The organism is Spirochaeta lutea, from assembly GCF_000758165.1.
GTDB classification, from domain to species: Bacteria; Spirochaetota; Spirochaetia; order DSM-27196; family Salinispiraceae; genus Spirochaeta_D; species Spirochaeta_D lutea.
This window is the reverse complement of the sequence record NZ_JNUP01000047.1, coordinates 36,561-53,476: the sequence shown is the minus strand read 5'-3', so window position 1 is coordinate 53,476 and position 16,916 is coordinate 36,561. Positions and strand designations below refer to the sequence as shown.

The 16,916-nt window shown below is 58.3% G+C and carries 17 protein-coding genes; 14 read left to right on the top strand and 3 right to left on the bottom strand.

The features are described from left to right. Window positions 1-18 precede the first annotated feature (18 nt). A complete protein-coding gene (locus DC28_RS05445) occupies window positions 19-1,689 on the bottom strand; it encodes a UTP--glucose-1-phosphate uridylyltransferase (RefSeq protein WP_037546669.1) in 1,671 nt (556 codons plus the stop codon). 43 nt (window positions 1,690-1,732) lie between these two features. Beyond that, window positions 1,733-2,806, bottom strand: a complete 1,074-nt coding sequence (locus DC28_RS05440; protein WP_037546668.1) for a glucokinase — start codon at window positions 2,804-2,806, stop codon at window positions 1,733-1,735. 79 nt (window positions 2,807-2,885) lie between these two features. On the opposite strand from DC28_RS05440, the gene DC28_RS05435 reads away from it, so the two are divergent. The 14 genes from DC28_RS05435 (at window position 2,886) to DC28_RS05370 (ending at window position 15,895) form a co-directional block, all read left to right on the top strand. Further along, window positions 2,886-3,821 (top strand): exopolyphosphatase, encoded by a 936-nt coding sequence (locus tag DC28_RS05435; protein ID WP_037546718.1) that lies wholly within the window; start codon window positions 2,886-2,888, stop codon window positions 3,819-3,821. Window positions 3,822-3,823: 2 nt separating this feature from the next. Further along, the gene (locus tag DC28_RS05430) at window positions 3,824-4,810 is read left to right on the top strand and encodes a hypothetical protein (RefSeq protein WP_052078496.1); all 987 of its coding nucleotides are present in this window, start codon (window positions 3,824-3,826) and stop codon (window positions 4,808-4,810) included. Beyond that, entirely contained in the window at window positions 4,810-5,970 is a 1,161-nt protein-coding gene (locus tag DC28_RS05425; RefSeq protein ID WP_037546667.1) for a DUF3179 domain-containing (seleno)protein, read from the top strand. The genes DC28_RS05430 and DC28_RS05425 overlap by 1 nt, the downstream gene beginning before the upstream one ends. Before the next feature lie 175 nt (window positions 5,971-6,145). Continuing rightward, window positions 6,146-6,337 (top strand): DNA-directed RNA polymerase subunit omega, encoded by a 192-nt coding sequence (locus DC28_RS05420; protein WP_037546666.1) that lies wholly within the window; start codon window positions 6,146-6,148, stop codon window positions 6,335-6,337. Between the two features lie 19 nt (window positions 6,338-6,356). After that, a complete protein-coding gene (gene miaA, locus DC28_RS05415; protein ID WP_037546665.1) occupies window positions 6,357-7,271 on the top strand; it encodes a tRNA (adenosine(37)-N6)-dimethylallyltransferase MiaA in 915 nt (304 codons plus the stop codon). Between the two features lie 282 nt (window positions 7,272-7,553). Beyond that, complete coding sequence (gene folP, locus DC28_RS05410) at window positions 7,554-8,456, top strand: dihydropteroate synthase (RefSeq protein ID WP_238565775.1); 903 nt, start codon at window positions 7,554-7,556, stop codon at window positions 8,454-8,456. Between the two features lie 27 nt (window positions 8,457-8,483). Beyond that, window positions 8,484-9,260: a diadenylate cyclase CdaA gene (cdaA, locus tag DC28_RS05405; protein WP_238565774.1), complete on the top strand. Its 777-nt coding sequence runs from the start codon at window positions 8,484-8,486 to the stop codon at window positions 9,258-9,260. Beyond that, window positions 9,253-10,278, top strand: a complete 1,026-nt coding sequence (locus DC28_RS05400) for a CdaR family protein (protein ID WP_037546663.1) — start codon at window positions 9,253-9,255, stop codon at window positions 10,276-10,278. The genes cdaA and DC28_RS05400 overlap by 8 nt, the downstream gene beginning before the upstream one ends. Further along, window positions 10,275-10,646, top strand: coding sequence for a holo-ACP synthase (locus DC28_RS05395; protein ID WP_037546662.1), 372 nt, complete (start codon window positions 10,275-10,277; stop codon window positions 10,644-10,646). The genes DC28_RS05400 and DC28_RS05395 overlap by 4 nt, the downstream gene beginning before the upstream one ends. Before the next feature lie 9 nt (window positions 10,647-10,655). Continuing rightward, window positions 10,656-11,540, top strand: a complete 885-nt coding sequence (locus tag DC28_RS05390) for a DUF2225 domain-containing protein (RefSeq protein ID WP_037546660.1) — start codon at window positions 10,656-10,658, stop codon at window positions 11,538-11,540. Window positions 11,541-11,572: 32 nt separating this feature from the next. Continuing rightward, a complete protein-coding gene (gene truA / locus DC28_RS05385) occupies window positions 11,573-12,325 on the top strand; it encodes a tRNA pseudouridine(38-40) synthase TruA (RefSeq protein ID WP_052078495.1) in 753 nt (250 codons plus the stop codon). Then, entirely contained in the window at window positions 12,322-13,173 is an 852-nt protein-coding gene (locus DC28_RS15305; RefSeq protein WP_052078494.1) for a uracil-DNA glycosylase, read from the top strand. Before truA ends, DC28_RS15305 begins: the two co-directional genes overlap by 4 nt. Further along, window positions 13,166-15,274, top strand: coding sequence for a replication restart helicase PriA (gene priA / locus DC28_RS05375; protein ID WP_238565773.1), 2,109 nt, complete (start codon window positions 13,166-13,168; stop codon window positions 15,272-15,274). Before DC28_RS15305 ends, priA begins: the two co-directional genes overlap by 8 nt. Window positions 15,275-15,286: 12 nt before the next feature. Then, a complete protein-coding gene (locus tag DC28_RS05370) occupies window positions 15,287-15,895 on the top strand; it encodes a 2'-5' RNA ligase family protein (RefSeq protein ID WP_037546658.1) in 609 nt (202 codons plus the stop codon). Here DC28_RS05370 and DC28_RS05365 read toward each other — a convergent pair. Continuing rightward, on the bottom strand, window positions 15,823-16,914 hold the full coding sequence (locus DC28_RS05365) for an NAD(P)/FAD-dependent oxidoreductase (RefSeq protein ID WP_037546656.1): 1,092 nt from the start codon (window positions 16,912-16,914) through the stop codon (window positions 15,823-15,825). The genes DC28_RS05370 and DC28_RS05365 overlap by 73 nt on opposite strands. Between the last annotated feature and the right edge of the window lie 2 nt (window positions 16,915-16,916).

Below are 16,916 nucleotides of genomic sequence, written 5' to 3'. Positions count from 1 at the left end.
TGGCTTACTGAACCTGGCTTACTGAACCTGGCCGGCGCCCGGATCGATCCAGGTTCCGTCCTTCTGGATGAGGCCGTACCGGTGGGTGAGCAGGTATTCAAGCCCCTCGTGGAGCTCCCGGGCTACCTGGTAGACCTCCGGGGAGATCTCAGGCCTGGCTGGATGATCCTGTTGGTCCCGTTGGTCCGTATCTGGGGGTGTGGGGAGCAGTCCGCTGGTTAGGTAGGTGTCCATGAGAATTTTGGCAGCCAGGAACCGGTGGTATTTATTCACACCGAACACCAAGAAGCGGTCCAGGAGTGATAGGACCTCCCAGGTTACCTGCTCTGCCTGACTGTACTTTCCGGCATCCTTATTTTGGTCGGTAATCCGGGTCGGCAGCTCCTCAATGATCCGTTCCAGGTGTTCGTCCAGGTAATCCAGACGGAACAATCCGGTAGCGCAGTTGAAGAGGATTTTTGTACCCTGGTCTTCCGCCTGGGATACCTCTTCGGGGCTGATGGCGGGACCGATGTCCGCACAGGTAAGTCCGCCGTCCTCCCGGCGTAGCAGGATTCCCCCCTTGGTATCCACCCTGGTTTTGAAGGCAAAATCAAAGGCAGCACAGGCCCCGTCGATCACCAGGTAGCCGATACTCTGGGGATCGGGCAGAAACCCGAGATTGTCTACATTCCCGAGATAAACGAGGCGTTTTCCCTGGTTAAAAAGGTCCCGGTAGATAGTTCGGAGGGTCAGAAAGTTCTGACCATGGCCGCCGGGCAGGGCAAGGGGGGTATGGGGCTTTCCGTAGGCCTTGAGGAAAATGCTCTTGGGCTCCCCCTCATCGCTATGGGTCAACGCGGCTACCATGGGCTGAATACCGGTTTTCCAGTCGGAGATCTTGATGCCCAGCTCCTCGGCCAAGGGCCTCAGCAGGGGGTGGTTTTCGTACTCCCGGTAGGTGTTCAGGATGGTCTCGGTATTCGCCCGGCTGGTCATTTGAAAGAAGGGAAAGAGGGGCCGCAGGTCCTGGGAGGTTGGCAGTTCTAAGCTTTTGCGGATGGCCAGGCATTGTTTTGCCATGAGCAGGCTGGCCCGCAGCTTGAGAACCAGAAAACTCGGCCCCGGGGAGCCGTCCTGATTGTAGTACCCAGGGGCAATTCCCTTGGGTATGCCCCGAACCTCCTTGGCATGACGGGCAAAGTAGTCCCTAAATGTCGAAAAAACCCCCGGATCGGGTTGTTTGTTCTTCTTTTCGTCGGCATAGCTGGTGGCTGATCCCCCGTTCAGGACCCCAAAACTCACCAGGGGCAGCAGGATCCAGCCCAGGAAGGTGTAATGCCTCGGACTGAGAATCATGAGGGTGTCATGGGCCGGAGGATCCAGGGGTTTGGCCCCGGAGTACTCCGGGGCCCCGATGCTGTAATCCTTCCCCGGAGCCAGCCACTGCAGGTGGATCAGGATGGTATCCTGCTCGGAAGCGGAAATGCCCAATTCGCCCAGGGCCCGCCGGATTTCCGATGCGGGCAGACTGACCGTAGGCAAGGCATCATGGTCCAGGATTCGGTCGCCGTCTAGATTCGGTATCCCGGAAATCGTTTCGGCGTTCCGGTGCAATGCTCCCGTGTTGTAGCGCTCAAGAATGGACAGGGACAGGTCCGCGTCGATACCCTGGTGCTCGAGCAGGGCTGCAAGTTCCTGGTTATTCATGATGGTAACTCCTTTCGCCGTCCGGCCCGGTTATGCCGCCGGGTTACTGGTTAAGGGAGAAGAAACCATGGGCTGCTCCGGAGAGTGAAATCCCATAATCCTCTACAATGTACACGGGTATATTATAGAGGGCTGCCTTCATGGATTCTTTATAATTTTTTAGAAAGGTTTCCATGAAAAAAGAATCCTTGATGAACCACTGCTTGTTTTTCGCTGCGATTCCCCCTGCTAAGAATAATCCGCCCTTGGGCAGGTAGGTCAAAGCCATGGAGCTGGCGAACCGGGCATACATCTGAACGAAGAGCTGTAAGCTCTTTCCGCAGATCGGATCGCTGTCTGAGGCCTTGGAGATCTCTGGGGCGCGCTGATCTCGGGGAAGGCCGAGGATGGCGGTATTGGTTTCATTCAGAGCGGACTGGCGGGAGCAGAAAAACTCATGGATGTTTACGATGCCCTGGCCGGATACGTACTGTTCGGTGCCGGGGTTCGCCCCGATCTTCTCGTGAAGGTAGGCTTGCAGCTCCCGGGTTTCGGGGTCAAAGGCTCCGAAATCGCTGTGTCCGGCTTCGGAGGGGAAGGCTACATAGCGTTGGCCTTCCTTTACGAGGTACCCGATTCCCAAACCGGTACCAGCGCCTACCACGGCCTGCACCGACAACCCGGGTAGCATCTCGCTCTGGGCCGGCATGGTGCCGTCGGGGTGGGGCAGGGGGGTTAGCTGTGCCGGGTCTGCCGGATCCAGCAGGGGGATGCCGTAGCAGATGGCAGAGAAGTCGTTAATAATGATGGTCGGCAGGCCGAATTTCTTCTGGATCGCCGGGCCGTCAATGTTCCAGGGGATATTGGAGGTGTGGCAGATATTGTCCACCACCGGACCGGCCCCGCTCAGGCAGCATCCCCGAAGGCTCGCCTGGGGATGGTCTGCGGAAAACTCATCCAGGGCCTGGGCGATGGCCTCTTCCATGCCGGACAAATCCTGGCTGGAGAACCGTTTGCTGGCTAGGACGGTAAAATCCCCGGCGGATCCCCGCTCCACCAGGGCCAGGGTTGTATTGGTCCCGCCGATGTCGCCGGCGAGTACCATGGGTGATTGGTTTGAGTATGGTATGGTTTTCATGCTCGTATTGTACCGGCAGAATACCGTCTTGCAAAGCCTCATGCTTTCTATTACCCTTTTCGCATACACAGGAGGATCCATGGATCAGACCGCTGAGGGGACCTACCGGCTTCTTACCAGAAGCGATTTTGATGGTCTTGTCTGCGCAGTGCTGCTGCGGGAAAAGGGCCTTGTTGACGAGATTACCTTTGTACATCCCAAAGATATGCAAGACGGGTTGATTCCTGTTACGGATCGGGACATTACCACGAATCTGCCCTATGTTCCCGGGGTTTACCTGGCCTTTGACCACCATGTCTCCGAAACCCTGCGGGTCGGCCCCCAGGCCAATCATATCATAGATCCCCAGGCCCCCTCCGCTGCCCGGGTGGTGTACGATTACTACGGCGGCAGCCAGGCCTTTCCTGCCATCAGCCAGGAGATGATGGACGCAGTGGATAAGGGAGACAGCGCCCAGTTCACCCTGGATGAGGTGTTGAATCCCCAGGGATGGGTCCTGCTCAACTTCATCATGGATGCCCGTACCGGTCTGGGCCGCTTCAAGAACTTCCGTATCTCTAATTACCAGCTCATGATGGATCTCATTGATTACTGCCGGGACCATAGTATCGAAGAAATTCTCGCCCTCCGGGATGTGAAGGAACGGGTTGACCTCTATTTTGAGCACCAGAATCTCTTCCGGGAACAGCTTAAACGCTGTGCCGTCGTACATGAGAACGTGTTAGTAATCAACCTCAAGGATGAGGATCCTATTTACGCCGGAAACCGCTTTGTGAAGTACGCCCTCTTTCCGGATACCTCGGTTAGTATCCAGATTGTATGGGGATTCCAACGCCGTAATACGGTATTCTCCGTAGGACGCTCCATTTTTAACCGCTCATCCCAGGTCAATATCGGTGAACTGATGCTCCGATACGGCGGGGGTGGTCACGCCGCTGCCGGCACCTGTCAGATTGATGGACAGATTGAAGACGAGGTCCTTAAGGATCTCATCCAGTCCTTACACGAGGAATAAGTATGAACATGAACAAACCGGCTAATCTCACCGTGGGCCGATGGGCGGCCATCGCCCTGGGATCCTTTGCCCTTATCACGGCCCTGATGATCATCCTAACCCCCTTGCTGGTGGAGGCCTTTTATCCCCTCCCAGAGGATACCGGAGCCTCGTTCTACGCCTGGCAGACCGAGCAGATGGGTGGGCTGGTGCGCTGGAGCTATTGGACCGGGTATGTCCTCCATCAGGTTGTGGTGTGGTGGCTGTTTTTCAAGGGTCGGAAGATCGAGCCGGAACCCGGCAGGGTGAGCAGGTGGCACATTGCCATGCTGGGAGCAAACCTGGGATTCGTACTCCTGCATCTGCTGCAAACCCACCTCTGGTACGATGGACTTGCCCGGGATGTACCCATCTGGACCAGCCAAGGCTCGGTCATCGTCATGCTCGTATTGGTGTTGTACATCATGATTCCCAAGCGGGGCTTGTTCTGGGGCAGACGGTTTGAACCGCCCCAGGCCATGTTGTCCCTGGTTAAACGCTGGCACGGCCTGTTTATCTCCTGGGCCCTGGTGTTTACCTTCTGGTTTCATCCCATGGATGGGAACTGGGGGCTTGTGAGCGGGTTCGTATACATGTTTTTGCTCTTTATCCAGATGAGTCTGTTTAACACTACCCTGCATACAAACAGGTGGTGGATCGTGCTTCTGGAGGTTTTTGTGGCAGTCCACGGGACCCTCATTACGGTGTATAAGGATAATCCCATTTGGCCCATGTTCATGTTCGGCTTCTTATGGATGTTCGTCCTTACCCAGGTTCATACCCTGAGGATACCTGGATGGCTCAGGTGGGGGCTGCTGGTTCTGTTTCTCGGTGCCATTGCCTGGGTCTACGGATCGGTCCGGGGATTCAACCACATCTATGAAGTAACCTTTATCCCCGTTGCCTTGTACGGCGGGGTAATCGGACTACTTGGCTTGGGTTGGATCTGGGACAGGGTGATTTCGCGGTAATGGCTACTCCTGTTTCCCCGAGAGTCAGCCGTCGGTTTTGGACGGCTGTGCTGCTTTGGATTGGGTGCGCCGGTGTTTTCGGTTTTGCCCAACAGCCCGCCGCCGAGGGCGCCGGAAACCCACCGGTTAAACCATCACCTCGGGAGGTTCTTGAGCTGGTAGAGGGACCGGTTCCCTCGGCTGCCCCGGGGGTCGTAATGCCAGCCCTGGATTCCCCGCGCTTCTCCGCCAGTCTGACGGGGTACGGCGATGCGGAGCCCATGCTCCTGGTCCGGGGATCCGCTAGAACCCGGCTCTATCCCCTGCGGATCCTGCAATACCATCCTGTAGTAAACGATGTCCTCGGCCAACAACGGATTCTGGTCACCTTCAGTCCCCTGGCGGGCACCATCGGAGTGTATGACGCCCGTATTGACGGCATGGATGATCACCTGGAGTTCGAGACCACCGGGGTGATTATGGCCGGGAGCGATATTCTTTGGGACCGCCGGACCGGCAGCCTATGGCTTCAGGCCTCGGGCAAAGCCATCGCCGGGCCCCTGGCAGGCGCTCAATTAACCCGAATTGTCGGAAAACGGATGGGATTCAGCGATGCCCTGACCATGAACCGAACCGGTCCCCTAACCATTCTCAGCGGCCAGACCGGATACAGCAGGCCCTACGGCCAGCCGGCATACCCGGGCTATGATGAGCTGGCCAGGCCGGGGCTTCTATGGCCTCCGGTCCAGGAGGGGTTTTTATCCCAGGAAAATCCCATGGAGATGGTCACCCGGCTTGGTATGGGGGATACCGTTCATATCCTTTCCCACCGCCAGATAGCCGGGTGGGGAGCCCGGAATCTCTGGTTGGAGGAAGGCGAGGAGATGCGGCCCGTGGTAGCCTGGTGGAATCCCGGAGTTGAGTCGGTGTACAGTTTCCGGGACATTCCCCGAACCACCGGGGTGCTGATGGTGTTCCACCGGCAGATCAAGGGGTTCGGTAGCCTCACCTTTGAAGAGACCGGCGATCCGCGCCTTCCCCTCCGGGACCTACAAACCGGCAGCAAATGGAACCAGTTCGGCCGGGCCGTGGAGGGGGAGTTAGCGGGAAGAACCCTGGAAGAAATTCCCGGGCTGGAGTGCTTCCGGTTTGCCTGGGAATTGCTCGCCCCGGTTATGTGAGGCCAAGAAGGAAGAGTGAGGCCAAGAAGAGTGAGGCCAAGACGGGTGCTGATAGAGGCTATTTGCGGTAGCAAAGCCCGACGTGGCAGCCACAGCCGCCGAACAGGGCGGGCCTTGTGTAAAACCGGAGCATTGTGGTATTCTGGCAGGTATTCGAATACATGAGGAGTGCTCCATGATAATTCCCCTTGACTTGCTTATAAGTGAAGAGGAAAACGTGTACGAAATGACGTGCGCAGCCATCCGCCGTGCTTACCAGGTTACCGTTACCGGTGATGAGGAACTGAGCAAGAACAACGGTAAGGTAGTTTCCACCGCAATTAGCCAAATTCTGACCCGGAAGGTTCAGTACCGGCTTGAAGCCTAATTCCCCAGGGAATTAATCCATGCCATCTCCCCGGCCCGTATTGGTTCTGTTCGGCGCCACCGGGGTCGGAAAAACGGACAGTCTCCGGTACCTTCAAGAGGGACTGGGGACGCCCATTGAGGTTATCAGCGCCGATTCCATGCAGGTGTATCGCGGTATGGACATCGGCACTGCTAAGCCCTCCATCCAGTTCCGGTCCGAACTGCCCCACCATCTCATCGACATTCGCAATCCAGATCAGCAGTTTACCTTGGGTGATTTCATTGGCGGCTGCCAGGATGCAGTTTCCGATCTGCACCGCCGAGCCATCCTCCCGGTGGTGAGCGGCGGGACGGCCTTCTATATTAAGCATCTGCTGTTCGGGATGCCCGAGGCCCCGGTGTCTCAGCCGGAGGTTCGCGGGGAGTTAGAAGAGATCCTGAGCCTGCGGGGATTGGAGTATCTCCGCAGGGAGCTTGAGGCGGTGGATCCGGTGAGTGCGGGCCGGATCGGTGCAGGTGATGCCTACCGGATCATCCGGGCCCTGGAGGTTTGGCGGATAAGCGGTAGACCCCTGTCATCCTTTTCCCGGGAGGGACGGATGCGGGAGGATTGGCGGGTGCTCATCCTGGGGCTGGAACGTCCCCGGGAGGAGCTGTACGCCAGGATCAATACCCGGGTGGAGCAGATGTTCCAGGCGGGGTTGGAGGACGAGGTGGCGGCCCTGGTAGACCGGGGATACGGACCCGAGGATCCGGGGATGCGGGGTATCGGGTACCGGGAATTTTTTGCCGCCGAGTCCCGGGCAGAACGGATTGAGCTCATTCAGCGGAACACCAGGAGATATGCCAAACGGCAGGAGACGTTTTTCCGGGGGCTGAGGCAGACGCATTGGAATCACCCTGGAACCATCAAGAAAATGATCCCGGAGATCAGGTCCTGGTACCAGGGTTGACATGGTCTAGGGTCTCGTTCATAATGGCAATTCATTCGAAAAGAACCAGCTTCGTAACGAAGATACCCTATGTGATAAGGAGCCTATAGTGCCTTGCGGAAGAAAACGTAAACGAAAAAAGATCGCGACCCACAAACGGAAGAAGAAGCTGCGGAAGAATCGGCACAAGAAGAGAAAATAAGCCGGCTCTGAAACGCTATATCAGTAATCCGTACCCACAAGGGTGCGATGGTAAAACCCGCTGGATTGTTCTAGCGGGTTTTTTTTGCTAATCTGGGACGCATGCGAGACACCCTGAAAGAGATGCTTGGCCGGATCCATGATCCTGAACAGCCACCCGTGGTAATGGGCATCGTGAATGCCACCCCGGATAGTTTTTTTGCCCCCAGCCGGGTGCCAGGTACCCCCGAGGGGGTGCGGTCGGCCCTTGGGTTGGTTGAGGCAGGGGCCGATATCCTGGATGTGGGAGGGGAGTCCTCCCGTCCCGGGGCTGAGTATGTGTCTGCCCGGGAGGAACTGGATCGGGTGCTGCCGGTGATCCGGGGAATCCGGGAGCACAGTGATGTGGTAATCTCCCTGGACACCAGGAAGGCCGAGGTGGCGCGGGCGGCTCTGGAAGCCGGGGCTGATATAATAAATGATATTTCCGGGTTCCGGGATGATCCCGAGCTTCTTCCCTTGGTTGCTGGGACTAACACGCCGATAGTTATTATGCATATGAAGGGAAGTCCCCGGACTATGCAGGTTGATCCCCGGTATGATGACCCGGTTTCTGAGGTTCGGGGGTTTCTGGCCAGGCAAGTGCGTTTGGCCCTGGCGGCGGGGGTTAACCCCGAGGGGATTATCGTGGATCCGGGTATCGGGTTCGGCAAGCGCTTGGAAGATAATCTGGCCTTGCTGGACAACCTGGGGGAATGTTCCCGCCTTGAGGGGGCTCCGCCTGAGGGCTTCCCCGTGCTTCTGGGTCATAGCCGGAAGGGCTTCATCGGAACCCTCCTGGAGCCGGTGTTAACCGCCGAAGATGATTCGGCTGCCGGGGGGGCTCCGAGGTTGATTGGAACCCTGGCTGCGGGACTGTACGGGATTCTGCGAGGCGCCAGGATTCTACGGGTGCATGACCCCCGGGAAACCCGGATGGCAGTTCAGGTGTGGTGGTCAATACAACAGGGAAGGCAGGTGCAGTAGGTGGAGTGGCTGACCAATATCTGGTATGTGCGAAGCATACTAATTCCCATTATCGATATCTCCCTCTTAACCCTTATTTTCTACAAGGGTTACCAGATCTTTCTGCAGACCAGGGCCATTTCGCTGATCCGCGGGGTGATTTTTCTGGTGGTGCTCTACGGTGTGGCCTATCTGCTTCAGCTCCGTACCCTCCTGTGGCTCCTGAATATGGTGGCCCCCAGTTTGCTCATCGGGGTGGCGATTATCTTTCAGCCAGAGCTTCGGAAGATATTTATCCGGCTGGGTCAGGGCCAGCTCTTTCATTTTCGGGAGAGCGATAAACCCCTCCAGATTGAATCGGTGTTGAAGGCTGCGGGAGTGTTGTCCGACCAGCGGCGGGGTGCCCTGGTGGTATTTGTGCGGAACGTGGGCCAGAAAAACATCATTGAGACCGGAAGCAGGCTGGATGCCGAGTTGAGCCCTGCCCTGCTGATTACCATCTTCGGTCATGACACCCCCCTCCACGATGGAGCGGCGGTGGTGGAGAACGGACGGATTGTTGCCGCCGGGGCGTTTTTACCCCTATCGGAGCAGCAGGATATCCGGAGGAGTTTCGGCACCCGGCACCGGGCGGCCCTGGGGTTAGCCGAGGAGAGCGATGCGGTTATTCTCGTGGTCTCCGAGGAGTCAGGGGCTATCAGCCTGGCATACGATTCCATGCTGCATTACAACCTGGGTATTGAAGAGGCCCGGAGCCGGCTAAGCGAACTTCTGAATGTTGATGCGGTGCCTGAAGAGGCCGGGGACGGAGGATTTGATGAGTAAAAAACGCCTTTCCTCCAGGATTTCACGGATTTTTCAGAACTGGCCGGCCAAGATTTTAAGCTTGGCTGCGGCGGTCTTGTTGTACACCCTTACGGGGATTAATACCCTGGATGAGCGCCACATTACGATTCCCGTGGATGTGCCGGTTCCCGCCGGGTTAGCCTTGGTGGGCCAGTCGGTCCAAAAGGTACAGGTACAGATTCGCGGTGATAGTGAACGGGTATGGGATATCGGCGAACAGGATATTCAGATCGGGGTTGATATGTCGGAGATCCGCGCTGCAGGAATCTACCGTCGGCCCCTGGTGATAACCAAGCGTGGGAACGCCCTGGGGGTTGATCCCCTGGAGCTCACCCTCGGGTATGAACAGGTTGAAGTGGAGCTCCAGGAGTACCTGGAGAAAACCCTCCCTGTCATTCCCAGGTTTACCGGACAACCGGCTCCGGGGTACCAGCTCGGAACCACGGGGGTTAGTCCCGGGGATGTCCGGGTAGGCGGGCCCCGGGGTGTACTGGAGCCCGTTCAGCGCTTAGAGACCGCTTCGGTGGATCTATCCGGTCGAACCGGCAGTTTTACCCAGCGGGTTGAGATACTTCTGCCCGATGAACGCTTGGCGTTCTCGGATCAAGCGACGGTTGAGGTCCGGGGTACGGTGAGCGAGTCTGTTATTCTTACCTCCTTTGAGGATGTGGATGTTATTGTGTTGGATCCCCCCCGGGGGCTGCAGCTATCCGAGATACCTGAGCCGGGTTCGATCCGGGTTCAAGGCTCCCAGGTTCTGATTGAACGTACTACCCCGGATCAGGTCCGTTTGTTGGCCGATGCCCGGACTGTTCCCAGGCCGGGAACCTACCGTCTGCAGGTGCGTCCCGAGGTACCCCGGGGCTTATTGATTCTAGGCTACACACCCCAGGAGGTGGAACTGGAGTTCCAAACGCCCCCTGTTGAGAATCCGGATAATGCGGGGACAGAAACCCCGGATGGGTCGGATGTCCCCGGCGGAGAGAACCTGCCATGATTTACGGTACCGGGGTTGATATTGCAGAGGTGTCTCGGTTCCGCACCTGGGTGGATAATCCGGGATTGATGGAGCGTTTTTTTAATCCTGGCGAGATCAGGGAGGTGTTAGCCCGGGGGCAGGGGGCTGAGGCCCGGTTGGCGGTGCGCTTTGCTGCCAAAGAGGCCTACGGGAAGGCCCTGGGAACCGGGTTACGGGGTATATCCCTGGTGGATGTGTGGGTGCGCAACGATGCCTCGGGCCGGCCGGAGCTGGTATTGGAAGGCCGGGTACGCCAGCAGTACGAGTCCCTGGGGCTGAAGGCCCGGCACGTGAGCCTCAGTCATGACGGCGGTATGGCCATTGCGTTTGTGGTACTAGAGTGGTAGGGAGGCTGTATGGACGGAAAAATTCCGGCTGTTAGTTATTTTCAGAAATCGAAAACCGTGTGTCCGGTATGCGACACGGGGTTTTACCGGGAGGAACTCCTGACCGGTCGGGGCAGGCTCATCGCCGGGAACCTCACCACCGAACTGCGGCGACTCTACGAGCCCAGTAAGAAGTACGGGAAGGTGAATCCCCTGGTCTACCCGGTAACGGTCTGCCCGAATTGTTACTACGCCGCCTGGAAGGATGACTTTCTCCTGCTACCCGAGGCCAGCCGGGAGCGTGCGGAGGAGGAAATAAACCAGCGGATCGATCTGATCGGCCCGGTTCTGGGCGGTATTGATTTTCGGGCCAACCGCCATGTTGAGGAGGGCTTGGCAAGCTTTATTCTGGCTACCCACTGTTATGATTATTTCCGCGGGGAGCAATCCCCGGTTATGAAACAAGGGATTTCCAGCCTTCGCGCAGCCTGGTTAGCCCTGGATAAGCATGAGGACGATCCCGAGGGAAACTACTTGTATCTGGCAGCCCTTTTGTACCGCAAGGCGCATTTCTTTTACGCCACGGCCCTGGAGTACGAGCAGAAAGGGGTGCAGAGTATCGGGGGCTGTCCCAATCTTGGGCCTGATCTTGATAAAAACTACGGGTACGACGGGGTTATCTATCTAACGGGGTACCTCGAGTACCACCACGGGCCGACCAAGGATCCGGAGATCCGCCACAGGAACCTTGAACGGGCCAAGCGTATGGTGGCCCGTATTTTCGGCATGGGCAAGGCAAGCAGGAGTAAACCCCAGGCTATTCTGGACAACGCCCGGGATCTCTACCAGGAAATCAACCGGGTTCTCGGGGTGCGGGATGCTGATCCGGAGAAGGATGCCCAGGCAGATGTCTAGGCGTGGAGGATTGGGAGAGGGGAGTACCGGCTATGCCTAGGGTGAAAATGGTGGTTTCCTACGATGGCACCGGGTTTTTCGGGTGGCAGAAACAGAACAGCGGCAGAACCGTCCAGGGGGTGATGGAGGAACAGATTTCCCGGATGGTTAAGCAGGAGGTCCGGATTATCGCCTCGGGCAGGACGGACTCCGGGGTCCATGCCGCCGGTCAGGTTGTTCATATGGATGCTGCTCTGGAGAGGGTGCCCCAGGAAAAACTTGCGGTGGCAATGAACAGTTTCCTCCCCCGGGACATCCGGATCCGCTCGGCGGTGTTCGCACCGGATAACTTCCATGCCCGTTTTGATGCCCGGTTGCGCACCTACCGCTACTTTTTATACGGGGATGGGTGTGAAAACCCTTTTTACCGCAACTATGCATGGTGGTGTCCCCGTCTTCCGGGACTGCAGCAGCTTAATGAGTATGCCCGGGTGTTTGTGGGAACCCACGATTTCACCGCCTTTTCGGCAGCAAATGAGCAGATCTCCCACCGGATTCGGACGGTGAGCTCGGCGGTCTTCTTCCGTCAGGGGCCGTTTACGGTATTCGAGATCTCGGCCAACGGCTTTCTATGGCGGATGGTACGGTCGATATTAGGGAGCATCCTGGATTATTCAGCAAAGGGCATATCCCCGGGCCGGGCAGCCGAATTTCTGGCGGAGGGTGAGCGTATTGCCGCCGGGCCGAGTGCGCCGCCCCACGGCTTGTATCTTCAGGAGGTCCGGTACGATGAGGGAATGGAATGAGTAGTAAGGGAAACCGAGTTGTTCGGGTAATTCAGGATATTGAGGATGCCATTATCCGGGGAAGCCGCCGGGAGATAGATCCGGTTGAGGATGCTGGGGCGGGGATGGGAACTGAGATCCAGGCTCCGCTCCGGGAAAGTCCGGCACCCGAGGTAGCTCCGCGGTTGGAATCACCCCAGAACAAACCAACCAACCCGCCGGAACCGGTCGAAACGAAAAGGAATGATCCCCCTTCCGGGATGCCCAAGCCCCGGGTCCAGGCCCTGGATGAGTTGTCGGGACGGGTTCGGTCCTGTGAGAAGTGCAGTCTCTGCATCACCCGGATTAATGCGGTGCCGGGGATGGGGCCCCTGCATCCCCTTGTATTGGTGGTTGGGGAGGGGCCCGGAGCCGATGAGGATCGCCACGGACTGCCCTTTGTCGGGAAGGCGGGGCAATACCTGGATCAGTGGTTGAAGGCCATCCACCTCTATCGCCAGGAGAACGTGTATATAACCAATGTGATTAAGTGCCGGCCCCCGGAGAACCGCGACCCTCATCCCGAGGAGATTTCAGCCTGCATCTCCTATTTGGAAGAGCAGGTGGAGATTCTGAAACCCCGGGCGGTGTTGACGGTGGGAAGGATCTCCAGTTCTGTGCTGCTGGGAGAGGGCCACCGGATGGCGGACATCCACGGCCGGTTGTTTGAATACCGGGGAATTCCGGTGGTGCCGACGTACCATCCTGCGGCGGTCCTGCGGAACCGCGATCTGCGCCGGACGGTGTGGCAGGATCTCCAGGTGCTGCATCAGCATTTGTTCTCCCGGGGCCTGCTTCCCGCCCTGCCGGGACGGGGTGACAATGGGTAGAGAGACTGGAGGGGTTCCCGGTGGCCCGGAGACCCCGGATGATCAGGAGGAAATGAAGGGGCCGGATGGTTCCGGTGAGCAGGCTCGCGGCAAGATTGAGCCTGCCGACGGCGGAAGGTGGGCCGGGGTGGTGTTCAATCTTCCCTTGGATCAGATGTACACCTACCGTATTCCAGAGGGGTTGCCGGTGCTCCCCGGGGTGCGCGTCCGGGCTGAACTGGGACGACGGACCCTCATGGGCTTTGTGCTGGAGGTGTATACCGAGCTTCCCCGAGAGCTGGTGGAAAAGGATATTACCCCCAAGGATCTTCTGACCCAGGTGGATGAACTGCCCCTCTTTACCCCTTCCCAAGTAGAGCTGGCCCGGTGGATGAGCACCATGTACTACTCGAATATCGGTGAGTGTTTGGGGGCGATGATTCCCGGAGGAAAACAGGAACGGGCTGTGGTGCTTGGGGGAGAAGAGGAGGCCTACCAGGAGAAGGATGTCCGGCTTTCTGAAGAACAGGAGCTGGGGGTGCGGAGTATTTGCTCCAGCCCCCGGGGTATGTACTATGTCTACGGTATGACCGGATCGGGGAAGACGGAGGTTTTCCTGACGGCGGCCCGGAAGACCGTGGACGAGGGCCGGGGTGTGATCTACCTGGTCCCCGAGATCTCTCTTACCCGGCAGGTCGCTGATTCCATCCGTTCCCGGTTCGGGAGCTCGTCAGCGATTCTTCATTCCCGGCTGACACCCAGTCAGCGTCTTGGCGAGTGGCGGCGGATTGTGCGTGGTGAGGCCCGGGTGGTCGTGGGGGCCCGTTCAGCGGTCTTTGCTCCCGTTCCGGATTTGGGTCTGATTATTGTGGATGAGGAACACGAGGGTTCCTATAAAAGCGGAAGCAGCCCGCGGTATCATGCCAGGCAGATTGCCATGCGCCGTGCCTCCGCCGAGGGTGCACGCCTGGTTATGGGCAGCGCCACCCCCTCGGTGGAGGCCTACCACCTCATGGAGGAGGGCAAGATCAGCCGGGTGAGCCTGAGCCGTCGACTCGCCGGGGGTGATGAGCCGGAAATTCGGGTGGTTAATCTCAAGGGTGTGGAGGGCTGTTTGAGCCCCGACCTTATAACCGAATTGAAACAAACCAAGGACCTGGGGAAACAGAGCATTCTCTTTCTGAACCGCCGGGGGTTCAGTCATTTTTTCCATTGCCGGAGCTGCGGGTACGAGGCGAAATGCCCCCGGTGCTCCGTGGGGCTTACCTACCATAAATCTCGGAACGCCATGGTCTGCCATTACTGCGGCTACCGGACCCCGCCGATGGCCAGCTGCCCGGAGTGCGGTTCCCTGGACGTGGGCTACGCCGGATTCGGTACCGAGCATGTGGAGGAGGAGGTGCGCCGGCTATTCCCCGGGTGGGTTATCGAGCGGCTGGATACCGATTCGGTTAAGAAGAAGGGGAGTCTGGAGCAGATCATCTCCCGCTTCCGCCGGGGTGAGATAGATGTGCTCCTGGGTACCCAGATGGTAGCTAAGGGGCTCAATTTTCCCGGTGTCCGGTTGGTCGGTATCGTTTTGGCTGACACCGGATTACACATGCCGGATTTCCGGAGTGCCGAGCGTACCTTTGGATTAATCACCCAGGTGAGTGGCAGAGCGGGCCGGTATACCCCTGACGGGCTGGTCCTGGTCCAGACCTACAATCCCTCCAGCAGCCCCATCGCCCAGGCCTCCACATCTCGGATATCAGACTTCTACACCCAGGAGATTCAAACCCGCCGGGAACTCGGGTTCCCGCCCTTTTCCCGGATGATCCGGTTACTAGTTCGCTCAAAGAACCACCACAGGGCCTGGTCCTCCGCTCGACAGATCGCCGTCAGGCTCGAGCATAACCGCAGGAATCTTCAAAACCAGCAGCCCTCCCTGGGGGAGACGGAGATTCTCGGCCCGGCGGAAGCCCCCCTGGGAATGGTAAATGGCAATTTCCGGGTGCATATTCTGGTTACCGGGGCTGTTTTCCAGGCCGTTCATCGGATGGTGGGCGCAAGTATTCAGGGCGTTGTCCACCCCCGGGGTGTATATCTAGAAATTGATGTAGACCCCGTTTCACTTCTGTGAGAAAATTATTCCATGAACGAGCATTTCGGAATAATTGCCCTCCTGGACAAGGATCTGACCCACCGGATTCGTGAGCTCTGGAAGAGCGTATCGGAGCAGGGACTGGGCAAGGATCTGTTCAATTCACCCGTTCCGCCCCATATTACCGTGTATGGGTTTTCTACTCTTCTGGACTCAGCCACCCTGGTAGAGCGGCTGCATGATCTGACCCAGGCGGCTAAACCCATCCCCCTGCGGTTCAGTATGACCGGGCGATTTCTGGCTCCGCCCCATCCCTTTATTCTGGTACCCTCTCCGGTTCCCGAGCTCACCCGCCTCCGGGATCGTTTATACCGCACAGCCCTACCGTACACCGCCCATCCCAGACCCTACTTCGAAACCCAGGAATGGATGCCCCACTGCACCCTGGCGGTGGAATATCCCCAGAATCGTCTGGAACAGCTCCAGGCCCTGATCGATGCCCAGATCACCGACGGTCATAGTCTATCCGGAACCATAACCGATATAGCCATCGCACGGTACAGTCAGGACGGCCTCTACCAGCTCCGCTACACCCTGCCCCTGTTAGGAAGCAGATCCTCGGGAAGTGAGTCGGTTCCCCCCAAGGCATCCGCCAACTGAGCTGCCAAACCCGGAGCCGTTAGCAGCCCCCGGGTTCCCAATCCGTTGAAGCAATACACCCCGTTGTTCTCGTACCCCGGAACCGGACCCATGAAGGGCAGTCTGTCCCGGCTCGCCGGCCGAATTCCCGACCAGCAGGCCTCAATCCGGCGGAACAAATCCGCGGCGTCGAATCCCCCGAGGATAGCCGCTGCCCGTCGACAGAGGTCCTGGGCATCATTGGGGGGGGTGGTCGCGTCTTTGTACTCCCGGTGGTAGGTTGTGCCGATTCGTATGCGCCCGGTTCCGGGAATCGGCAGGATGTTCACCGGACCGTGAATGAGCCCCGGAAGCTGCAGTTCCGGAAGATAGAGTTCAATAATCGAGCCCAGGACACCGTAAAAGGGCAGATGAGTTGCCGGCGGCAGCCAGGGCAGACCGTGGCCCTGGCTCGCCTGAAGCCCGGTGGCGAGCACCAGGGCTGAGTATCCGAGGGTCTTACCCCCGGGTAGGGAAATAATACGGTCCTTGAAATTAATGTCCCGTTCTCCCAGGATAGCCGTACGAAGCATGTTTCTCCGAGCCAGGTACCCCCTGATGCCCGATACTAGGACCCGGGTATTCAACCAGGCCCCAAATCCGGCATGAACAATCCGGCCGTCTTCCAGGATGTGTTTCTCGGCATCCCGGCTGTTTGCACCCATCGACCCGGTGTCGGGGGATGCCAAGGCTGGTGATGGACCGGGGGACTTTCCCGAGGGTGATAGCCTATACAGGGAGAGAGGATGCCACACCCGTAATCCTAGCATCGCCTCAGCTGACCGATACCAGCGCTGGGCGGTTTCGAAGCTTTCAAGTCCCCGCCAGGTAGGTCTCTGTTTGGAAAGGACCCAGGGGTGAACGCTTCCCCCTGCCGCTGCGGTGGAACCGAAGATCCATGAGGCATCAAGCACAAAAGGCTTGTACCCCCGCCGGATCAGTTCGAGGGCCAGGGTTGAACCGGCAATGCCCTGGCCCACAATGACGATGGGTTTGTTCATGG

What these genes read in the sequence shown, in the direction of transcription:
- DC28_RS05370 (WP_037546658.1), top strand. Translation starts at nt 15,287, where the DNA reads ATGAACGAGCATTTCGGAATAATTGCCCTCCTGGACAAGGATCTGACC.
- DC28_RS05430 (WP_052078496.1), top strand. Translation starts at nt 3,824, where the DNA reads ATGAACATGAACAAACCGGCTAATCTCACCGTGGGCCGATGGGCGGCC.
- DC28_RS05420 (WP_037546666.1), top strand. Translation starts at nt 6,146, where the DNA reads ATGATAATTCCCCTTGACTTGCTTATAAGTGAAGAGGAAAACGTGTAC.
- priA (WP_238565773.1), top strand. Translation starts at nt 13,166, where the DNA reads ATGGGTAGAGAGACTGGAGGGGTTCCCGGTGGCCCGGAGACCCCGGAT.
- DC28_RS05435 (WP_037546718.1), top strand. Translation starts at nt 2,886, where the DNA reads ATGGATCAGACCGCTGAGGGGACCTACCGGCTTCTTACCAGAAGCGAT.
- DC28_RS15305 (WP_052078494.1), top strand. Translation starts at nt 12,322, where the DNA reads ATGAGTAGTAAGGGAAACCGAGTTGTTCGGGTAATTCAGGATATTGAG.
- DC28_RS05440 (WP_037546668.1), bottom strand. Translation starts at nt 2,806, where the DNA reads ATGAAAACCATACCATACTCAAACCAATCACCCATGGTACTCGCCGGC.
- DC28_RS05445 (WP_037546669.1), bottom strand. Translation starts at nt 1,689, where the DNA reads ATGAATAACCAGGAACTTGCAGCCCTGCTCGAGCACCAGGGTATCGAC.
- DC28_RS05390 (WP_037546660.1), top strand. Translation starts at nt 10,656, where the DNA reads ATGGACGGAAAAATTCCGGCTGTTAGTTATTTTCAGAAATCGAAAACC.
- folP (WP_238565775.1), top strand. Translation starts at nt 7,554, where the DNA reads ATGCGAGACACCCTGAAAGAGATGCTTGGCCGGATCCATGATCCTGAA.
- truA (WP_052078495.1), top strand. Translation starts at nt 11,573, where the DNA reads ATGCCTAGGGTGAAAATGGTGGTTTCCTACGATGGCACCGGGTTTTTC.
- DC28_RS05365 (WP_037546656.1), bottom strand. Translation starts at nt 16,914, where the DNA reads ATGAACAAACCCATCGTCATTGTGGGCCAGGGCATTGCCGGTTCAACC.
- DC28_RS05425 (WP_037546667.1), top strand. Translation starts at nt 4,810, where the DNA reads ATGGCTACTCCTGTTTCCCCGAGAGTCAGCCGTCGGTTTTGGACGGCT.
- miaA (WP_037546665.1), top strand. Translation starts at nt 6,357, where the DNA reads ATGCCATCTCCCCGGCCCGTATTGGTTCTGTTCGGCGCCACCGGGGTC.
- DC28_RS05395 (WP_037546662.1), top strand. Translation starts at nt 10,275, where the DNA reads ATGATTTACGGTACCGGGGTTGATATTGCAGAGGTGTCTCGGTTCCGC.
- DC28_RS05400 (WP_037546663.1), top strand. Translation starts at nt 9,253, where the DNA reads ATGAGTAAAAAACGCCTTTCCTCCAGGATTTCACGGATTTTTCAGAAC.